Origin of the sequence: Streptomyces turgidiscabies Car8, assembly GCF_000331005.1 — a bacterium.
Lineage (GTDB): Bacteria > Actinomycetota > Actinomycetes > Streptomycetales > Streptomycetaceae > Streptomyces > Streptomyces turgidiscabies.
In genome coordinates this window covers 1-19325 of the sequence record NZ_AEJB01000176.1, presented here as the reverse complement: position 1 = coordinate 19325, position 19325 = coordinate 1, and the positions used below count along the sequence as shown (strand labels likewise).

The 19325-nt window shown below is 70.7% G+C and carries 16 protein-coding genes; 5 read left to right on the top strand and 11 right to left on the bottom strand.

Features of this window, described 5'->3' with window-relative positions; translation table 11 throughout:
• Window positions 1-150: 150 nt before the first annotated feature.
• From STRTUCAR8_RS11135 to STRTUCAR8_RS11125, 3 genes are all read left to right on the top strand, one after another.
• Entirely contained in the window at window positions 151-807 is a 657-nt protein-coding gene (locus STRTUCAR8_RS11135) for a TetR/AcrR family transcriptional regulator (protein WP_006375748.1), read from the top strand.
• Between the two features lie 749 nt (window positions 808-1556).
• Window positions 1557-3317 carry a cellulase family glycosylhydrolase gene (locus STRTUCAR8_RS11130; protein ID WP_006375762.1) on the top strand — a complete coding sequence of 587 codons (1761 nt, stop codon included), beginning with the start codon at window positions 1557-1559 and terminating at the stop codon, window positions 3315-3317.
• Window positions 3318-3600: 283 nt separating this feature from the next.
• Entirely contained in the window at window positions 3601-4947 is a 1347-nt protein-coding gene (locus tag STRTUCAR8_RS11125) for a jacalin-like lectin (RefSeq protein WP_006375763.1), read from the top strand.
• Window positions 4948-5039: 92 nt separating this feature from the next.
• On the opposite strand, the gene STRTUCAR8_RS11120 is transcribed toward STRTUCAR8_RS11125, so the two are convergent.
• From STRTUCAR8_RS11120 to STRTUCAR8_RS11100, 5 genes are all read right to left on the bottom strand, one after another.
• The gene (locus STRTUCAR8_RS11120) at window positions 5040-7277 is read right to left on the bottom strand and encodes a S9 family peptidase (RefSeq protein WP_086025751.1); all 2238 of its coding nucleotides are present in this window, start codon (window positions 7275-7277) and stop codon (window positions 5040-5042) included.
• A complete protein-coding gene (locus STRTUCAR8_RS11115) occupies window positions 7250-9034 on the bottom strand; it encodes an N-acetylglutaminylglutamine amidotransferase (protein WP_006375760.1) in 1785 nt (594 codons plus the stop codon). The genes STRTUCAR8_RS11120 and STRTUCAR8_RS11115 overlap by 28 nt, the downstream gene beginning before the upstream one ends.
• A 175-nt stretch (window positions 9035-9209) precedes the next feature.
• Entirely contained in the window at window positions 9210-10397 is a 1188-nt protein-coding gene (locus tag STRTUCAR8_RS11110) for a carboxylate-amine ligase (protein WP_044472011.1), read from the bottom strand.
• Between the two features lie 208 nt (window positions 10398-10605).
• A complete protein-coding gene (locus STRTUCAR8_RS11105) occupies window positions 10606-11061 on the bottom strand; it encodes a DUF4383 domain-containing protein (RefSeq protein WP_006375751.1) in 456 nt (151 codons plus the stop codon).
• 137 nt (window positions 11062-11198) lie between these two features.
• The gene (locus STRTUCAR8_RS11100; protein ID WP_044472014.1) at window positions 11199-12857 is read right to left on the bottom strand and encodes a catalase; all 1659 of its coding nucleotides are present in this window, start codon (window positions 12855-12857) and stop codon (window positions 11199-11201) included.
• A 212-nt stretch (window positions 12858-13069) separates the two neighbouring features.
• On the opposite strand from STRTUCAR8_RS11100, the gene STRTUCAR8_RS11095 reads away from it, so the two are divergent.
• Window positions 13070-14035 carry a YihY/virulence factor BrkB family protein gene (locus STRTUCAR8_RS11095; RefSeq protein ID WP_006375746.1) on the top strand — a complete coding sequence of 322 codons (966 nt, stop codon included), beginning with the start codon at window positions 13070-13072 and terminating at the stop codon, window positions 14033-14035.
• A gap of 30 nt (window positions 14036-14065) precedes the next feature.
• On the opposite strand, the gene STRTUCAR8_RS11090 is transcribed toward STRTUCAR8_RS11095, so the two are convergent.
• From STRTUCAR8_RS11090 to STRTUCAR8_RS11065, 6 genes are all read right to left on the bottom strand, one after another.
• Window positions 14066-14365, bottom strand: coding sequence for a hypothetical protein (locus STRTUCAR8_RS11090; protein WP_234372693.1), 300 nt, complete (start codon window positions 14363-14365; stop codon window positions 14066-14068).
• 205 nt (window positions 14366-14570) lie between these two features.
• Complete coding sequence (locus STRTUCAR8_RS11085; RefSeq protein ID WP_006375753.1) at window positions 14571-15716, bottom strand: RNA polymerase sigma factor; 1146 nt, start codon at window positions 15714-15716, stop codon at window positions 14571-14573.
• 8 nt (window positions 15717-15724) lie between these two features.
• Window positions 15725-16132: a YciI family protein gene (locus tag STRTUCAR8_RS11080; RefSeq protein ID WP_006375758.1), complete on the bottom strand. Its 408-nt coding sequence runs from the start codon at window positions 16130-16132 to the stop codon at window positions 15725-15727.
• Window positions 16133-16236: 104 nt separating this feature from the next.
• Window positions 16237-17091: a DUF3592 domain-containing protein gene (locus STRTUCAR8_RS11075; RefSeq protein WP_044472010.1), complete on the bottom strand. Its 855-nt coding sequence runs from the start codon at window positions 17089-17091 to the stop codon at window positions 16237-16239.
• Window positions 17092-17553, bottom strand: coding sequence for a hypothetical protein (locus tag STRTUCAR8_RS11070; protein WP_006375744.1), 462 nt, complete (start codon window positions 17551-17553; stop codon window positions 17092-17094).
• 39 nt (window positions 17554-17592) lie between these two features.
• Complete coding sequence (locus STRTUCAR8_RS11065; RefSeq protein ID WP_006375747.1) at window positions 17593-18015, bottom strand: hypothetical protein; 423 nt, start codon at window positions 18013-18015, stop codon at window positions 17593-17595.
• A 128-nt stretch (window positions 18016-18143) separates the two neighbouring features.
• On the opposite strand from STRTUCAR8_RS11065, the gene STRTUCAR8_RS11060 reads away from it, so the two are divergent.
• A partial coding sequence (locus STRTUCAR8_RS11060) for a hypothetical protein (protein ID WP_006375759.1) occupies window positions 18144-19325 on the top strand: 1182 nt, incomplete at its 3' end.

Genomic DNA, 19325 nt, shown 5'->3' with positions numbered 1-19325 from the left:
GCAGACCACCCGGGGGCGTCCGGAGACGGCGTGTTCGACCACATGAACCATGATTACGGTTACAGTGTCGCCGTTATTGAGTCCGTGCCAAGCGGGCATACTTTTCCCGTGCCAACATCACGAGATCAGACGCGAGGAGGTGGGGCGCCGGTGCGGCGCTCTCCCGGCCGTCCACCCGTTCCGTTCGAGCGGATCGTCGCCGCAGCGGTGCAGATCGTCGACGAGGAAGGTGCCGACGCCCTGTCGATGCGGACGCTCGCCCAGCGTCTGGGCTCCGGCACAGCCACGCTCTACCGGCACTTCGACAACCGGGCGGCCCTGGTGGCCCACGTCGTGGACCGTATGTTCGGCGGGATCGAGATCACGGACGACGAGTTCGCCGCCATGGGCTGGCGGGGGGCCTGCCGAACGGGGGCGCAGGCCATGTTCGACGCCGTGAGCCGGCACGAGAACGTGGCGCCCCTGCTCGTCGAGGGGATCCCCGTCGGCCCGAACGCGATGGCCGTGCGGGAGCGCTGCATCGCCGTCCTGCTCGCCGACGGATTCCCGCCCAAGGTGGCGGCGTACGCCTACGCCACTCTGTCCCGCTATGTGCTGGGCTTCGCGATCCAGGTCCGGGGGCATCACGGCGTGGACCAGCCAGGCGGCGACGCCCAGGCGTCCGCCGCCTTCCGTGCGGCGGATCCGTCTCTGTATCCCGCCACAGCGGCGGTGGCCGACTGGCTTCCGGTGCCGCTGGAAGAGGAGTTCCGCTTCGGCCTGGAACTGCTTCTCGACGGGCTCGGCCGACTGCGCGACGCCGACTGACCGTCAGCAGCACGGGCACAGGTGCGTTCTTCCACCACCGCCCCGGCAGGGCCCACCAGGTGAAAACACGGCGTCGGCGCACTCGGAGAGCGGGAGGGCAGGGCGGCGGGCATTCGCTCGGCGAATGTGCCCCAGGGCGCCTCGATCTCGCCGGTGTACACCATTGCCGTCGGCGGTGCGGGCCACCGCGTCCACCCCCGGCATGGGCGGGAACTGCCCGCCGCTGCTGTAGTGCTCGCCAGATGCCTTGTGGCGCACGATCGGGTGGATCGCGGAGCGACCAGGTCGACGACCTGCAGACCCTGACCGGCCTGGGGTTCGGGAAAGGTCTGATAGTCGGGGGCCGAGCCTGCTGTCGTCACCGCTGCTGCCTTCATCACTGTCCTGCTCTCCTTGGCCGGCGAACCACCCCAAGGCGCGCCCGCTCATGCAATTCCGGCACGACGGACAGCCCGCCCGGCCAGCCCCCTCGGGGCAGCAAGCTGGTTTCGTGAATTGAAGCGCTTCGACGCTGCCACTGGCCTCCCAGGCTGTCAATGAGGCGACTCAAAGAAAATTTCCTGACTTTCCACCCCTTGTTTCGCGAGAAACATGTCATTAACGTTCCCCGCCAAGTGAAGCGCTTCGACAGTCCTCGAACTGAGCCCCACGTCGCCGGTCCGAGAGGGCCGGCCCCCTTCCCTCGACCACCTGTAGCCCCATCCCCCCACGGGCGGAACCCCCGCTCGGCCAACAGAGAAGGATCAAAGATGAAGGGAACGCACAACCCCACCCGGCGCCGCCGAAGCGGGCCCGGCCGTCTGCTCGGCCTCCTGGTGGCACTGATCGCCGCGATCGGGCTGACCAGCACCACCGCGTTCGCCGTACCGGGCCACAGGGACGCGTCCCTGACGCGGCTTCCGCTGTCCGCGCTCGCCGCCACCCCGGTGGACACGGTGGCCGCGATGCAGCCCAGCTGGAACCTGGGCAACACCCTCGACGCCATCCCCGACGAGACGTCCTGGGGCAACCCCCTGACCACGAAGGCCCTGTTCGACACCATCAGGGCACAGGGCTTCCGGAGTGTGCGGATTCCCGTCACCTGGGGCGGCCACCAGTCCGCCACCGCTCCCTACACGATCGACGCGACCTGGATGAACCGCGTCAAGCAGGTGGTCGACTGGGCGCAGGCCGACGGGCTCTACGTCGTACTCAACGTCCACCACGACTCATGGCAGTGGATCGCGGACATGCCGACCGACCACGACAACGTCCTGGCCCGCTTCAAGGCGACCTGGACCCAGATCGCGGCCAAATTCCGGGACTCCCCGCAGACCCTGCTCTTCGAGAGCAACAACGAGCCGCAGTTCAACAACACCACCGACGCCCAGGGCAATCAGTACAACAACGAACTCAACACCGCCTTCCACACCCTGGTGCGCCAGTCCGGCGGCAACAACGCGACCCGGCTACTCATGCTGCCCACCCTCCACACCAATGCGAGCCAGGAGTTCCTGGACATCCTGGCCGCCGAGATGAAGTCGCTGAACGACCCCAACCTCGTGGCCACGGTGCACTACTACGGCTACTGGCCGTTCAGTGTGAACATCGCGGGCGGCACGCAGTTCGACGCCACCTCGCAGAAGGACATGACCGACACCTTCACCCGGATCCGCAACACCCTGACCTCCAAGGGGATACCGGTCTACCTGGGCGAGTTCGGCCTGCTGTCGTACCCCGACTACAACCACCCGGCCCGCGTCGAGCAGGGCGAGGCGCTCAAGTACTTCGAGCAGTTCGGCTACGAAGCGCGCACGGCCGGAGTGACCACCGCCCTGTGGGACGCCTTCAACTTCCTGAACCGCACCACGATGCAGTGGCGCGACCCCGCCGTCATCAACCAGATCAAGTCGAGCTGGACCACCCGCTCCGGAACCGCCTCCTCGGACCGGATCTTCCTGGCGAAGTCGAGCGCGATCACCGCCAGGACGCTCACTCTGAACCCGAACGGCGGTAGTTTCCTGGGGCTCTGGCAGGGCAGCACCATGCTCGCGCAGGGCCGGGACTACAGCGTCTCCGGAAACCAGCTCACCCTCACGGCCAGCGCGCTGACCCGGCTGGCCGGCAACCGCGCCTACGGGGTCAACGCGACCGTCGAGGCCCGGTTCAGCCGAGGTCTGCCCTGGAAGATCCAGGTGACCACCTACGACAGGCCGGTGCTCTCGAACGCGAACGGCAACACCAACGGCGTCACCGTCCCCACCCAGTTCCGCGGTGACCTGCTGGCGACCATGGAGGCCACCTACGCCGACGGCGGCAACGCCGGCCCGACGGACTGGACGCCCTACCAGGAGTTCAACGAGGCCTTCTCGCCCGACTATCCGGGCAACGCTCTCCTGCTCACCTCGAAGTTCGTCAACTCGCTGCGGGACAACGTGCAGGCGACGCTGACCTTCCATTTCTGGAGCGGCGCCACCGTGACGTACCGCGTGACGAAGTCCGGAGGTTCGGTGACCGGCACCGTCGCCTGACGGACAGCCCACCGCCCCAGGTGCCGCACCCGGCACCTGGGGCGGTGGGGTTCTGGGCGGGGTTGTGCTCTCAGGGAACTGCGCCAGAGACCTTGAGTCGTCCGGTCGCCGACCTTGCGTCCGGACGAACATTCCCTGAAGAGAATCCCGGCGTTCGCACCACCGACCGCCTGGCCTGGACCACCTGGTCAAGTTTCGATCTCCCCTGCCCGAGGCGGCGACAGAAGCGGGTTACCAGCGGTAAGTTCCCGCTGCCCCCTCCACTTCACAGGAGTTCAGCCTCATGCGCCGTCTTCTCACCTACCTCACGGCCGCGGCCGTCACCTGCGGCGGGTTCGTCGCAACCGCGTCCCCGGCTGCTGCCGCGGACCCGGCCTCCGGGACCTTCAGCACCCTCACGTACAACGTCGCCGGCCTGCCGGCGATCCTCTCCAGCGCGTCCACGCCGCGCGACACCAGCACCACGGCCATCGGCCAGCGCATCGCGCCGTACGACATCGTGCACGTGGAGGAGGACTTCAACTACCACGCCTACCTCTACGCCGCGGACACGGCGCACGCCTACCGCACCCCCACCAGTGGCGGCGCCGGTATCGGCAGCGGGCTCAACACGCTGTCCAAACTCCCTTACGACGAGGACGACTTCGAGCGCGTCCACTGGAACTCCTGCCAGTGGGACTCCGGTGACTGCCTGACTCCCAAGGGGTTCACCTTCATACGTGAGCGCCTCGCGGAGGGTGTCTACGTCGACTTCTACAACCTGCACACCAACGCGGGCACCAACGACGGCGACGAGGCCTCACGCGCCGACAATCTCAACCAGCTCACCGCCTTCATCAAGGCGCACTCCGCGGGCAACGCCGTCGTGGTCATGGGTGACACCAACACCCGCTACACGCGCGCCGCCGACACCATCGCCGAGTTCGGCGCCGCCAACGGGCTGACCGACGCGTGGGTCAAGCTGGTCCGTGGCGGCACCCCGCCGGCCAAGGGCAGCGACGCCCTCGTCTGCGACCAGACGGGGCCCACGGTGCCCAACACCTGCGAGGTCGTCGACAAGGTCCTCTACCGCGGCAGCAAGCTGGTCTCGCTGAACGCCACGTCCTACAACAACGAGCACGCCAAGTTCCTCACCGACGGCGGTCTCATGCTGTCCGACCACGACCCGGTCGCGGTCGGCTTCTCCTGGTCGCGCAACGCGGACTTCCAGCTCAGCGACCAGTACGGCGGACCGCACGGCGACTACTACAACGACATCGACGCCGTACCGGCGGGCGCCCGCCCGGTCAGCGTCTCGCTGCGCAGCGGTTCCCGCGTCGACAGCGTCGGTCTGACCCTGGACAACGGCAAGGTCCTGACCCACGGAGGCACCGGCGGCACGGCCTCGTCCCTGACTCTGGGCAGCGGGGAGTACGTCACCTCCGCCCAGCTGTGCCAGGGCTCGAAGGACGGCCACACCCGGATCTTCTACGCCAAGTTCAGCACCAACCTCGGCCGGAGCCTCGCCGGCGGAAGCACCACGTCCGACTGCGTGACGCGCACCGCGCCGTCGGGATGGCAGCTCGCCGGGTTCCACGGGCGCGCCGCCGACGAGATCGACAAGCTCGGCGTCATCTACACGAAGCGCTGATCCACTCCCCCGCACGGCGAACACGCGGCGGCGGCCTCCGGGCCGTCGCCGTCGCCGTCCGGGGGTGCGGCCGGGCCGGCGCAGGGCACGGGTCAGTTGCCGAGGTGCCGTTGGAGCCAGTCGGCGGCGGCACGGCGGAACAGGCGCCGGCTGTCCGCGCGCAGGAAGTCGTGGCCCTCGTCGCGCAGGGCGAGCAGCTCGGCGGGGAGGCCGCGTTCCCGTGCGGCCCGTACGAACTGTTCGGACTCCCCCGGGGGCACGTTGTTGTCGTGTTCACCGTGGACGGCGAGCACCGGGACCCGCAGCGCGTCGACGCGGCTCATCGGGGACAGAGCGCGCAGCAGTGCCCGGTCGTGCTCCGGATGGCCGTACTTGTGCACCGCCGAATCGGCGATCCACGGCTCCGTACCGGCGAAGAAGGTCAGCAGGTCGGACATGCCGCAGACGGCGACCCCGGTGCGGAAGAGCTCCGGATGCCACACGAGGGACGCGAACGTCAGATAGCCGCCGTACGAGCGCCCCATGACGGCCAGTCGGGTCGGGTCGGCGGGACCCGCCGTCACCGCGTGGGCCGTGCAGTCCGCGACGTCGTCCAGTGCGGCGAAGCGGCCGGCACCCAGGTCGGCGTCGACGAAGGACCTGCCGTGTCCCGAGGAGCCGCGGACGTCGGGGGCGAAGACGTCGAGACCGCGTCCGAGCAGTTCGTGGTAGAGCGGGTTGAAGACGGGGCGTTCCTGTTCCTCGGGGCCGCCGTGCAGATGGATCACACACGGGGCCGGTTCGCCCGGGGCGCGCCCCGGCGCCCTGTAGTACCAGCCGCTCAGGGGCAGCCCGTCGCGTGCCGCGAGGCGCAGGGGAACGGGCCGCACGGGTGGTCGGCCAGGCCGTACGGCGTCCTCGTCGCGGGAGGACCACGGGGTGCGCAGCAGGGACACGCCCTCGTGGGCCCACCACACTCCCGGGCGGCGTTGCGAGCCGGAGAGCGCGAGCAGCATGCGCCCCGGCCCGGCCGCAACCACCCGTGTGACGACCTCGTGCGGCAGGGAGACGGGCCTCGCCGGCCCCGTGTCGTCCGGGCCTTGGGGTGCGCGGGACGTCTCGACGAGTTCGAGTTCGCCGGCGCCCTGCGCGTTCCACACCAGCACGGCGGTACGGCCGTCGTGAGCCATCGCCAGCAGTTCCAGTTCCTGGTCCGCGCGCTCGGCCACGACCGACCTCTCGTGCGGCTCGCCGTCGGCGTCGAGCGCGAGCGCGAACAGGGCCGCGTACTCCCGGTCGGCGTCGCTGCGCAGCCAGAGAGTCCGCCCGTCCGGGGAGAACCGGCCGATCCACGGGTCGCCGTCGGCGACCGGCACCGTGCACATGGTCGCCGAGTCGGCCGTGCGCCGTACGACGGCCTCGCGCCGGCCGCGCGGCCCCCGGCGCAGCAGCGCGAGCGTGCCGTCGCGGCTGAGGTCGCACACGCGCAGGGTGGCGGCGTGTGTCTCCGTGGCGAGGAGTACCGGCGAGGCCGGACCGTCGGGATCGATCAGGTAGGCCGACAGTCCGCCGCCGGCGCGGACGGCGGGCGCCTCGGGTGCCCTGAGGTCGACCGGTGTGGGCGCGGTCCGCTGCCCGGAGTCGTAGCGGGCTCCGCCCAGGAGCGTCGCGCGGCCGTCCCGGTCCGGCCGGTCGGGTGTGCGCGGGGCAGCGGCGGGGTCCCGGTCCGTCGCCGGGTGTCCCCCGCGGTCCGGGTGTGAGTGGGCGGTCTCGGCGACGGTGACCGCGACGGCCGACCCGTCGTGCGTCCAGCACCCCAGGTAGGCGGAACTTCCCGGATCCGCGCCGGCGAGGATGCGGCGGCCGGTGCCGTCGGGCCGTACGCACAGCACGCGTGAGTGCTCACCCCCGCCGGGTGCGGTGGTGTACGCGATCCAGCGGCCGTCCGGTGACCAGGACACCTCCTTGACGGGGTCCGGGGTCGAGTCGAGCAGCCGCACCTCGTCACCGTCCACGGGCCCTGCCCACAGTTGCGGGACACCGCCCCGGTCGCAGATGAAAGCCGCCTCGGTGCCGTCGGTTGTGGCGGAGGGGTACCAGCAGCCGTGCGCGCGCAGCCGGGTCACCGCGTCGCGCGGGCCTCCCGCGTCGGGCAGCGGCACCGGGACGGGCGCGGCGGCGCGGGCGGGCTCGTGCGCGTCTGCCGGCCACGCGTCCGGCGGTTGTGGAACCAGTGCCGCGAGGGCGGACGTGCCGGGGCGGTCCGCGGCCGACGGCCGGGCCGGCGCCGCTGCCCGCGGCGCCCGCCCGCCGACCTCGTCGGTCACCTGATCCCGTGCGTCTGCAGCCATGTCTCCAGCAGGGCCACCTGCCACAGGGCGTTGGCTCCCCTCTTCGTCCGGTGTTCGTCGGGCGCCGCCAGGAGTTCGGCCACGTACGACTCCTGGAACAGGCCGCGCTTCTTCGCCTCGGGTGCGTCGAGCGTGGCACGCACCCGGTCCAGGACGGGGCCCGCCATGTGCTTGACGGCCGGGACAGGGAAGTAGCCCTTGGGCCGGTCGACGATCTCCGGAGGCAGCAGCTTCCGGCCGGCTTCCTTCAGGACGCCCTTGCCACCGTCGGCGAGTTTGAGCTCCGGCGGGCAGGCGGCTGCCAGTTCCACCAGTTCGTGGTCGAGGAACGGCACCCGGGCCTCCAGGCCCCAGGCCATGGTCATGTTGTCGACGCGCTTGACGGGGTCGTCGACGAGCATGACATGCGTGTCCAGCCGGAGGGCCGCGTCCAGGGCCGTCTCGGCCCCGGGGACCGCCATGTGGTCCTTGACGAAGCGGGCCGAGACGTCCTCGTCCGGCAGCATGTGGGGCTGCAGGATCCGGGCGAGGTCGGCATGCGGCCGGTCGAAGTACGTCCGGGCGTATCTGTCCGGCTCCTCGTCCCGGGTGACCGCCGCCAGCTCCGGGTACCAGTGGTAGCCGGCGAACACCTCGTCCGCGCCCTGCCCGCTCTGCACGACCTTCACCTCCTTCGCCACCTGCTCGGAGAGCAGGTAGAAGGCGACCGCGTCATGGCTGGTCATCGGCTCGCTCATCGCCGCGACGGCACCGTCCAGAGCCGCCGACACACGGCCGGAGGGAATCAGCAGCCGATGGTGGTCGGTGCGGAACTCCCTCGCCACCAGGTCCGAGTAGACGAACTCGTCCCCCTCCTCACCCCCCTCCGGCTCGAACCCCACGCTGAACGTCCTGAGGTCGTGCTGGCCCTCGTCGGCGAGCAGGGCGACGACCAGGCTGGAGTCCAGTCCGCCGGAGAGCAGGACACCGACCGGCACGTCGGAGACCATCCGGCGGCGTACGGCGGTGCGCAGCGCCTCCAGTACCGCGTCACGCCACTCGGTGGGGGCCATGTCGGCGTACTCGGGCCGCCGGGTGTACGACGGCTGCCAGTAGCGGTGGTCGTGGGTGGTGCCGTCCGGCTCGACGACGCGCACGGTGGCCGGCGGGAGCTTGTGGACGCCGGTGAGGACGGTGCGCGGTGCCGCCACGGTGGCGTGCCAGCTCAGGTACTGGTGCACGGCCACCGGATCGAGGGAGGTGTCGACGTCTCCGGCGGCGAGAAGGGCCGGCAGTGTGGAGGCGAACCGCAGCCGGCCCGGCGTCCGCGCCACGTACAGGGGCTTGATCCCGAGTCGGTCGCGGCCCAGCACGAGCCGCCCGGTGCGGTGTTCGACGAGTGCGAAGGCGAACATGCCGTAGAAGTGCTCGACGCAGGCGGTTCCCCACTGCTGGTAGCCCTTGAGCACCACTTCGGTGTCGGACGTCGACTCGAAGCGGTGGCCCAGCTTCTGGAGCTCTTCGCGCAGCTCCTGGTAGTTGTACACGCACCCGTTGAAGACACCGGTGATCCGGCCCCGGGCATCGGTCATCGGCTGGGCGCCGAACTCCGACAGGTCGATGATCTTCAGACGTCGGTGTCCCAGCGCGACCGCGCCGCGCGTCCACGTCCCCTGTCCGTCAGGGCCACGGGCGGCGAGCCGCTCGCTCATGCGCTCGACGGCGGCGAGGTCGGGTCGCCGCCCGTCGAAGCGGATCTCCCCGCTCAGGCCGCACATGTCGTACCACCTCCCTGTCGCACGGCCTGGGCGGCCGCGGCGCGTCTTCGGGGCACGATCCGGGTGGTGTCGCTGGACATGACGAAACACTCCTGTGCAGGTGGGTGAGGGACAGGGCAGCCCCGGCGGCCGTGACACCCCAGGGCTGTGCCGACCCCATGGCGTGCGCCGCCCGTCAGCGGCCGATGGACTCCGGCGCGCCGGAACCGAACGGGGGACCTGTCGTGCCCGCGCCGGAGTACGGCAGGTTGACGCGTCCGAGCGACGCCGATCTGCGGTTCCTGCGTTCACCCCGGGTCTCGGCGATCAGCAGGTCGGCGCAGGCCAGCAGATCCTCTTCCCGCGCCGTACGCCGGATGCGCTCGGCGGCGCTGCCTTCGGCGAGGGCCTCGTCCGTCAGTTCGCTGACCGTGCGCCAGTCGCCGTGGGACTCCAGCGCGGGGCGCATCCGGGTGAGCAGCTTGCGCACGACCTGTGGCGCCAACGCGTCCTGGTGGGTCTCGGGGTCCACGAGGGTGCCTTCGAGACCGGACCGGGCGGCCCGCCAGGCGGCGCCGCGCAGCCATTCGTGTCGGCCCTGGCAGGGCGGCGCGTCGCCCTGCCGCAGCCGTTCGAGGGCTTCGGTCACCAGGGCACGGAACAGTCCGGCGATGAGGACGACGGTCTCCGCGCGCGGACAGGCGTCGCAGATCCGCAGTTCGAGGGTGGGCAGATGTTCGGAGGGCCGGATGTCGTAATAGATCATCCCGGCGTCGGTGATGATCCCGGCCCGGACCAGGTCGCGTACCGCGGCGTCGTACTCGGTCGCGCTCGGGAAGCAGCCGATCGGGCCGGCGGTGGGCCAGCGCTGCCAGAGCATCGTGCGCCAGCTGGCGTAGCCGGTGTCGGAGCCCTGCCAGAACGGTGAGCTGGCGGACAGCGCCAGGAGCACAGGCAGCCAGGGCGAGACCTCGCACATCACCCGTACCGCCGTGTCGCGGTCCGGTATGTCCACATGGACCTGGGCGCCGCAGATGAGCTGCTCGTCGGCGACCTGGCGGTACTCCTCGACCATGTGGTGGTAGCGGGCGTCGGCGGTGGGCTGCCCGGAAGAGGCGGGTGCGAGCGGCGCCGTGCCCGATGCCACCGCGGCGAGGCCGAGCGAGGCGGCGGCCCGGTCGAGCCGGCGCCTCGTGCGGGCGAGGTCGCAGTACAGGTCGTGCAGGGAGGCGTGCACTCCGCTGTTGGATTCCACGATGGACTGGTGCAGTTCACTGGTGAAGGTCCGCCGGGGAAGCCGTCGCAGGATCGGATCGGCTCGCGGGACGAGCAGTCCGCTCTCCACCTCCAGAACGTGGAACTCTTCTTCCACTCCGATGCACATGCTCACGGTCACTCCTTGAGGGCATCAATGCCTTCCGTCCCGGGAGTGCGGTCACTCACCGGAAGGACGCGACGGCTGTGACAAGCACCAGGTTCCCCGGACAGCGACGAATAAGCTCAGATTTGCACCTTTGGCATGCCATCTTCCCAGATGAGCGCATAAGCGCATCTTCTGCGGACCCGGCTGGCCCCCGGCCGAACCCCGGCCGTCACCTTGCACCGGCGGTGGTGCGGGGCCGGGTCAGCAGCCCGCCCAGGGCGATCATGCCGAGGGCGAGGACGAAGTGCAGCCGGTTGTCGGCCGTGTTCAGCGGCACGAAGTTGGCCGCGCTGTCGTGGCCGACGAACAGGCCGTACAGCCAGAGCACCAGATAGACGGCGCCGCCGGCCAGCAGGAACGTGCGCGCGCCGGAGGCGGTGCGGGCCATGACCACGCCCGCCACGCCGAAGGCCAGGTGGACGAGGTTGTGCAGGACGGACACCTGGAAGAGCCCGAGGAGTTCGGCGCCGGATTCGTGCGAGGCGAACGTCATCGTGTCGTAGTGCGTCGTGATCCCTGGGACGAATCCCAGGAGGCCCACCAGCAGGAACACCACGCCCACCAGCAGCGAAGCCTTCTGTACGGGCGAACGAGAGGTGGTCGACGTACGCGCGTGCGTGGTCATGGGAGCCCAGGCCTTCCCTCGGGACGCCCGGGTGGGCGCCGTTGCGCGGCGAGTACCCCGGCACCACGACACAACCCTGCCGAGCGCACCGAGTCCGGACCGTGATCCGGACGGACAGGAGCGGTCGTGCCGGGTTTCTACCGGGTCACCACGTGCCGTTCGTCGGGCACACAGTGCGTCATGGTGAGTCCCTCGACGTCACGCGGCGGATTGTCGCCCAGGTTGGCGAGCCTCTTGCGGTCCTCGTCCGTCAGGTCCTGGCCCGTCAGCGGCTCCAGGCCCGCCACATCGCCGGCACTGATGCCCAGGCCCTCGCCGATCCGTCGGCCGAGGTCGTTCTCGGCGAGCAGGAAGTGCCAGACCATGCGTTCCTGCACCGCCCGATCGCACTGTGCGAGCGCGGCCGTGAGGTTCCTGACCAGGTCGTCTCGCTCCCACTGCTCCATCAGCAGATAGCGCTGGCCTGCCTGCAGGTAGTCGTTCGTCCGGGGGATGCGCTCGCGCGTCAGCCTGCCGTGGATCTCGGGGCCCTGCTCGTCGTCAGTGGGGTACCGAGCCTCACGCAGTCCGCCGGTGATGGACGGCTCGTAGTTGACGCTCGGGTTCTCGCCTCCACCGTCCTGGTGGTACGCCATGAGTCCGTCGCGCTGGTTGGTGTGTACCTCGGCGTTCTTGGCCTGGTTGACGGGCAGCTGGAGGTAGTTGGGCCCGACCCGGTAGCGCTGGGTGTCGCTGTAGGAGAAGGTGCGGCCGACCAGCATCTTGTCGTCGGAGAAGTCCAGGCCGTCCACGAGCACACCGGTGCCGAAGGAGATCTGCTCGTTCTCCGCGAAGAAGTTCTCCGGCATACGGTCGAGCACCATCCGGCCGACCGGCCGGGGCGGGAAGTCCTGCTCCGGCCACGTCTTGGTGTCGTCCAGCGGGTCGAAGTCCAGCTCCGGGTGATGGGAGTCGTCCATCATCTGCACCAGGAGTTCCCACTCCGGGTGGTCGCCGCGGCCCACCGCCTCGTAGAGGTCCTTGGTCGCATGGCCGAGCGACTCCGCCTGGACGTTCGCGGCGTCTTCCTCGGTCATGCTGCGTACGCCCTGCCTGGGCATCCAGTGGTACTTCACCAGCACGGTACGGCCCTCGTCGTTGACCCACTTGTACGTGTTGACGCCGAAACCCTGCATATGGCGGTAGTCGGCCGGGATGCCGCGCGGGCTGAACAGGTTGACCAGCATGTGCATGGCCTCGGGCGTCTGTGACATGAAGTCGAAGATGCGCCGCGGCTGCTGCTCGAAGGTCACCGGGTCGGGCTTGAGCGCGTGGATGACGTCGGGGAACTTGATGGCGTCACGGATGAAGAAGACACCCAGGTTGTTGCCGACCATGTCCCAGTTGCCGTCCTCGGTGTAGAACTTCACCGCGAAGCCCCGCGGGTCACGGGCGGCCTCGGAGGAGTCACGGCCACCGATCACGGTGGAGAACCGGACGGCCAGATCGGTCCGCTTCCCTCGCTCCTGAAAGAGCTTGGCCCGGGTGTACCGGCTGACGGGTTCGTCGCCCCAGGTGCCGTACGCCTCGAAACAGCCGTACGCCAGGACGCCGCGCGCGTGCACGACCCGCTCGGGGATGCGCTCCCGGTCGAAGTGGCTGATCTTCTCCAGGAACTGGTAGTTCTCCAGCGTGGCGGGGCCCCGGGAGCCGACCGTGCGCTGGTTCTGGTTGTCGTGGACCGGGTGGCCCTGCCGGTTCGTGAGCACCTTCCGGTCGTCCCCGGGCGTGGGGCCGGTGCTGGATACGTCCGTCATGATCATGGGCTCCTTCGGGCTCGTCCCCAGGATGCGGGTGGGGGTCGGTGTCGCCGGGTACCCGGGAGCGCGGAGGAGTCACCTCCCTCGGTGATCGAATGCGGATCGTGCCGCGGCGACGGACGGTGAACCGGCCGTTCGGGGGCAGGCGACACCGCAGACGCCGGTGGCCCGGGAGAGGACCCGGGTCGAGTGGAGGGAGCCGGTACACGATGGGAACTGCCGTTCACGTTCCGCAGACCCGCGACATGATCGGAGAGGAACTCTCCGGGGACGAGGCACTCACCGCGCTGCGGCGGTACGGCGGCGTCCGGCTGCTGGTGGACTCGTTCACCCGGTTCCGCTACGCCGACGGCTTCACCAACGCACGCGCCCTGGCGTTCCAGATCGTGCTCGGCCTGGTGCCCCTCAGCCTGGCCCTGGTGGGTCTCGCCACGTCCGTGCACACGGAGGTCGTGGGCCGGGTCATCGAACGGGCTCTCGGTGACATCGTCCCCGGTGCCGGTGCCGGGGTGCTCGACGAGGCGTTCGCGGGGACGCGGCGCAGCGCCCACGGCGATGTGTGGAGCACCCTCTCACTGTGGCTGGGGCTGGCCTTCGCCGTACTGAACCTCGCCTCGGCGATGGGCCAGATCGAGCGCGGCGCCAACCGCATCTACGGCATCGAGCGGGACCGCCCCTTCACCCACAAGTACGGCCGCGCCCTGCTGCTGTCCGTGGCGGGCGGCCTGCCCATGGTGCTCGGGTTCATGGTGCTCGTGGCCGGTGAGGCGGTCGGCGACGCCGTCGCCGAGACCGTGGGCTCCCCGGGCGACGGCACCCGCTGGTGGGTCGCCCTGGAGATCCCGGTGGGTCTGACGCTCGCGTGGATCGCCTCCGCCGTGATCTTCCGGTGGTCGCCGCGCCGCAGGCAACCGGGCTACACCTGGCTGGCCTTCGGCAGCGGCGTCCATCTCGTCCTGTGGCTCTCAGCCACCTGGCTGCTCGCCCTGTACGTCGGCAAGAGCGCCGCGTTCGGAGCGGTGTACGGGCCGCTCACCGCGTTCGTCGCCCTGCTGCTGTGGGCCAACGTCACCGGCGTCGCCCTGTTCCTGGGCATCGCCTTCGCCGCCCAGCTGGAAGCGCAGCGCGCCGGCATCGAGTCCGCCGTCCGTCCGGATCCCGGGCCGGGTGCCTGACGCGGCAGGTCAGCCCGCGCGGGGCGGCTGTCAGGCGGCGCCGGTGACCCCTGGGGCGACGAAACGCCGGTGGAGAGGGGTGAAGGCGGTCTCCGGGGCGCCTTCGATGCCGGCCTTCTCGATCGCGGGGGCCAGCCGTTGGACGAAGAAGCTCTGGAAGGCCCCCTCCGACTCCCAGACGTCGATCACCCGCAGCCCCCGCCCGTCGAACCAGGCCAGATGTACTTCACCGCCCTCCGCGGCGACCTCCTCCCAGCCGACCGTGTCCCGCACCATGTCGTACTGCTCAGGGCTTACCCCGGCCCAGCTCATCGTCATGACTACAGCCACGTTCCCGCCCCCTGCTTCCCGTTCTGGATGTGCAGGAGCATCGTCCCGCCGCAGCGGCCGCCGACGAAGAGCGCACAGGGGCGCGACGTCGTCGGGTTCCGCCCCGCACGCCCGGCGTGCGGCGGTGCGAGCCGCGCCTGCTGTGCTTCTGGTGGCTCCGGTCAGAAATATCGATGGCCAGTGGCCATCGAGCATCGGTCGGATATCAGCGGCCTCGTCGTGCGTTGAGCCGGGCCGCCTGGCGGGTCAGGTGGTCGCGTTCGGGGAGGTTGGGTGCCTTCCGGGCCGCCTCGGCGTAGAGACGTGCCGCTGTCGCCAGGTCGCCGTCGCGCTCGTGGAGGTAGGCCGCCACCGCGGTGTGGCGGGGCAGGGTGTCCTCCAGTGCGGCGAGCGCGGCCAGGCCGGCGCGCGGTCCGTCGGCCTCGCCGACGGCCACCGCGCGGTTGAGGCGGACGACGGGACTGTCGGTCAGGCGCGCGAGTTCGTCGTACCACTCGACGATCTGTACCCAGTCGGTCTCCTCGGCCGTGGGCGCGTCGGCGTGGAGAGCGGCGACGGCGGCCTGGGCCTGGAACTCGCCCAGCCGGTCGCGGGAGAGGGCCGCCTGGAGGATGCCGACGCCCTCGGTGATCGACGCGGCGTCCCATCGGCCGCGGTCCTGCTCGGCGAGCGCCACCAGGCTCCCGTCGGGCGCGGTGCGGGCCGCACGACGGGCGTGGTGGAGCAGCATGAGGGCGAGCAGCCCCGCCACCTCGGGATGGTCGACCCGCGCGGCGAGCTGCCGGGTGAGCCGGATGGCTTCGGCGGCGAGGTCGACGTCGCCGGAATAGCCCTCGTTGAAGACCAGGTAGAGGACGCGCAGAACGGTGGCGACGTCGCCGGGCTGGTCGAACCGTATGCCGGAGACCGTTCGCTTGGCCCGGCTGATGCGCTGGGCCATGGTCGCCTCGGGCACCAGGTAGGCCTGGGCGATCTGGCGGGTGGTCAGCCCGCCGACGGCGCGCAGCGTGAGCGCGACCGCCGAGGAGGGGGTCAGCGACGGGTGGGCGCACAGGAAGTAGAGCTGGAGGGTGTCGTCCGTCGCGGGCGTGGGCCCGGGAGTCGGCTCCTCGTCGACGCGCTCCTCACGCCGGCGCCGGGCCGTGTCCGCGCGGGTCGCGTCGAGGAACCGGCGCCAGGCGACGGTGACCAGCCAGCCCTTGGCGTCCCGCGGCGGATCGTCCGGCCAGACGCGGAGCGCCTCGACCAGTGCGTCCTGTACGGCGTCCTCGGCCGCCGCGAAGTCTGCTCCGCGGCGGACGAGGACGGCGAGCACGCTCGGGGTGAGGCTGCGCAGCAAGGCCTCGTCCATGGACTCTGTCACTCCGTGGTGGCGCAATGCTCGGCCATGAACGGGCGCAGTTCGATCCACTCGTGGATCGGCTTGCCGCCGGCTCCGGGGGCGGCCGACAGTTCTCCGGTCAGCTCGACGGCGCGTTCGTAGCTGTCGACGTCGATCACCATCCAGCCGGCGATGAGGTCCTTGGTCTCGGCGAACGGGCCGTCCGTGACCGGCGGGCGCCCCTCACCCGCGTACTGGACGAACGTGCCCTCGGGCGCGAGCGCCTGGCTGTCCACGAACTCGCCGGTCTCCTCCAGTCGGGACGCGAAGTCGCGCATGTACTGGATGTGCGCCGAGATCTCCTCCGGCGTCCACTTGTCCATCGAGACGCAGTTGACCGGAGCCGGGGCGCCTCGGTAGTGCTTGAGCAGCAGGTACTTGGCCATGGTGGGTCTCCTCGGTGCTGGTGCGGCCCATTCTGGCCGCTTTCACTTCGAGGACGGAGCCGGGTACGGGTTCTCGACATCCCCGCTCGAATTCCTTTTTCGTGTCACAGAGTGACCACTCCGGTCACCACTGCCGCCAGTCCGGCGATCAGCAGGATGAGGACCACTCCGACGTCCGTCTCGTTGTGACGACGCTCGGCCGCCGGGTCGAGGGTGTAGACGCGCGGGTCGTCGGGCGCGTAGTGGATGGTGAGGTGCCGGCCGAGGGACCGGCCGGGCCGAGGAACACCGTCGCGGGACAGTACGGTGACATGGGTGCCCTGGCGGGTGGTGAAGGTGATGACGGGGGCGTGGTTGACGACCTCGTCGCCCTCCCCGTCCTGGAAGACGTCCTTGGTGACGGCCACGACACGCGCGGGGACAGCGACGGCCGAGGACAGCAGGACGTCTCGCCCGCGAACCCTGCGGAGATCACCGCTGGTCGCCGCGAAGGCGGTGAGCAGAGCGCCGAAGCCGAGCAGCGCCCATGGGTAGCCCCACAGGACGGTCGCGTGGACGACCAGCCCCACGAGGAGCAGGACGACCGTGCAGTTCGGGAAGACCCGGCCGTTCTTCTCCCCCGCCGTGTCGAGCACGACGCGGAACCGGTGCGGCCGCCCGCGCGGATACCGCACCGCGAGCTCACGGCCCACCCAGGCCTCGTCGATGCCGTCCCCGTGCCTGCCCGCGTTCGGCAGGACGAACTCCCGCCCACCGGCCGGATCCTGGAACGCCACCGTCACCGGAATCCCGGGGTACTTGGAGGCGCCGTGCTCCGGCTGTCGGACGTCCACGATCCGTGCCGTCACCCAGACCGCTCGCTGGGCCGGGGTGAGCCCGGCCAGGGAGATCCCGTAGCCGAGCGACGCCAGAACCGCCGGCACCACCCACCACAGCTGCAGCATGTCGTGCGCGCTCATTCACCGCTCCAGGCGGAACATGCTGAGGGTTGGGTCGACCACGGCGCGGAGCCTAAGTCCCACGCGAAGTGCCGGGTGCGACGCGTGCTTCCAGGTCGTTTCGAACGGCCGCACCCCCGGCCCGCTGATCCGCAGCCCGGCGGCGACTCCGGTCGACTCGCCGTCGTCCCAGTCGGTGAGGCTGGTGACCTCCGCCGTCACCCCGATCCCGACGGCGTCGAGCCGCCGGTTGCTCTCCCTCTCGAACTGGGCGTCGAACCAGATTACGAGGCCCAGGGGCGTGCAGAGCACTGTGCACAGGACGCTCCCGAGCAGGAAGTCGAGACCTGCGAAGAAGGTGAAGACCAGCAGCACCGGTCCGCACAGTCCCGAGATCGCCCCGCAGGAGTACAGGAGCACTGCTTGGAACGGACCGACCCTGTCCACCTGCCTCGGTCCGGGGCTGTCGGCGCCGTCCGGCATCTCAGGTCTCCGGTCTCTCGGACACCGTCGCTCGCCGGGTCACGGGGTCACGCCGTCCCCGGCGTAGAGGTAGGCACCGGGTCGGGCGGGGTCGGCGATCAGCAGTACCTGATCGCCGGTGCGGGGTATGCGCAGTTTGGAGACGATGGTCTGGAGAGTGATCCGGTCGGCGGCGCCGGGCGGCTGGAGGACCAGGTCGACGACCGGATCGAAGTTGACCAGCTTGCCGGTGTCACCGATCGACACGACGGTGGCGGGCACGGTCGGCGCCCCGGCGGCGAGCAACTGCTGTACGTCGAGGCCGGAGTGGTACGCGCCGATCGACTGCTGGACCTTGGCGAAGTCCGACTCGCCGAGGAACGCGCGCGTGGCCCGGCCGTAGAACCCCTTGCCGCTCGCCACCTCGCCCACGATCTCGGCGGTCCGCTCCTCGCGGCTCTTGCGGCGCCCGAAGATTCCCATGGCGTTTCTTCCTTTCCGACGGTTTCGGCTTCCCTGTCGTTCTGCTGACGAAGTGGACGCTAGGCGGCCCCGGACGCCTACCGATCCCAGGTTCGTACGCGCGTTTGGCCTCGGCGTACGCTCCTGACATGCCGCCCTCCAGCCAGCCGACCGGTGAGCGCCGACCGCGTGCCCTGGTCATCGACCACGCCTGGCGCCAACTCGGCCCGGGACTCGATCCGCTGAGCGGTCCCGGCGGGGCGCCACTGACCCGGACGGTCAAGCTGATCGTGCTGCCGCTGATCGTCAGGCCGGCGCTGCGTCCCGCCCTCGCGGCGGACTTCCTCGCCCCGGCCGAGGCCTCGCTCCTCGATGAGCTGATGCAGGAGTCCGCCGGACGGCTGGCGGAGACGGCACAGTGGTTCACTCTGCTCAAGAAGGCCCGCCGGGCGCTGGGCGTCGTGGCGGGAAACCCGCAGGACCTGTACTTCCAGCGCTGCTTCGAACTGGCCGTCGAGCGCGGTGCGCCCCGGGAGGGTGCCGACGTGCTGGCCAGGGCGTTGGTCGAGGAGGTGGCGCACTCTCCAGGCGGACGCACCGTGGACGCGCTGAAGGGTCATCTGGCCGACGCCGCCCGGCGCTCGCGACTCGACGCGGAGCTGGCCGCGGCCTGGGAGAGCCGCCCCCCGCCCGCCGACGCGGCTGCCGCGACCGCGGCTCTCCAACGGGCCGCCGAGGTCCTCGACATCTGCGGCGCGCCGGGCCCGGTCGGCACGTCACCGTCGTACACCGCCATGGTCGAGGCGGGCCTCGGCGAGCTGTTCGGCCGGGCGCTGTGGGCGTATGCGAGCGGTGTCTGGGGCCACGGAAGTCTGCCGACACATCTGGGGCTGACGGGGCGACAGGTCCCGCCGCGTCCGGAGGTGGGCCGTGGCGCCTCGACGGCCACGCTGCCCGCACCGCTGGACCGCACGCTCTTCGAGCGGCTGTTCACCGTGCTGCAGTCGTCGGCCCACCGGGAGGAGCTGGCGACGGTGGCGGAACTCGTCGCGCGGGAGGCAGGCCGCAGTTGCGCCCCGCTCGGTCTGTACGACGAGAGTCTGCGCGTCGCCGTCGTCCTCGGCGGCCGGCTCGCGGCCGGCCTCGATCCGCTGGGCACCGGGGAAGGCGCGCCGGGGCCGACGGCCGCGCACCGGGTCGTCAACAGCCGCTGGCGACGGGAGGCGTCGGTGCTGCGCGCCCGCCGGATGACGGTCTCGGCCCGCCCGGACCCGGACGGCGGCGTCCTGGACGCCCTCGCCCAGGACCTCCGTGCCCCGTGGGCTGCCTAC

Coding starts and splice junctions, on each gene's coding strand:
- STRTUCAR8_RS11130 (WP_006375762.1), top strand. CDS start 1,557: ATGAAGGGAACGCACAACCCCACCCGGCGCCGCCGAAGCGGGCCCGGC.
- STRTUCAR8_RS11125 (WP_006375763.1), top strand. CDS start 3,601: ATGCGCCGTCTTCTCACCTACCTCACGGCCGCGGCCGTCACCTGCGGC.
- STRTUCAR8_RS11120 (WP_086025751.1), bottom strand. CDS start 7,277: ATGGCTGCAGACGCACGGGATCAGGTGACCGACGAGGTCGGCGGGCGG.
- STRTUCAR8_RS11115 (WP_006375760.1), bottom strand. CDS start 9,034: ATGTGCGGCCTGAGCGGGGAGATCCGCTTCGACGGGCGGCGACCCGAC.
- STRTUCAR8_RS11110 (WP_044472011.1), bottom strand. CDS start 10,397: ATGTGCATCGGAGTGGAAGAAGAGTTCCACGTTCTGGAGGTGGAGAGC.
- STRTUCAR8_RS11105 (WP_006375751.1), bottom strand. CDS start 11,061: ATGACCACGCACGCGCGTACGTCGACCACCTCTCGTTCGCCCGTACAG.
- STRTUCAR8_RS11100 (WP_044472014.1), bottom strand. CDS start 12,857: ATGACGGACGTATCCAGCACCGGCCCCACGCCCGGGGACGACCGGAAG.
- STRTUCAR8_RS11095 (WP_006375746.1), top strand. CDS start 13,070: ATGGGAACTGCCGTTCACGTTCCGCAGACCCGCGACATGATCGGAGAG.
- STRTUCAR8_RS11085 (WP_006375753.1), bottom strand. CDS start 15,716: ATGGACGAGGCCTTGCTGCGCAGCCTCACCCCGAGCGTGCTCGCCGTC.
- STRTUCAR8_RS11080 (WP_006375758.1), bottom strand. CDS start 16,132: ATGGCCAAGTACCTGCTGCTCAAGCACTACCGAGGCGCCCCGGCTCCG.
- STRTUCAR8_RS11075 (WP_044472010.1), bottom strand. CDS start 17,091: ATGAGCGCGCACGACATGCTGCAGCTGTGGTGGGTGGTGCCGGCGGTT.
- STRTUCAR8_RS11070 (WP_006375744.1), bottom strand. CDS start 17,553: ATGCCGGACGGCGCCGACAGCCCCGGACCGAGGCAGGTGGACAGGGTC.
- STRTUCAR8_RS11065 (WP_006375747.1), bottom strand. CDS start 18,015: ATGGGAATCTTCGGGCGCCGCAAGAGCCGCGAGGAGCGGACCGCCGAG.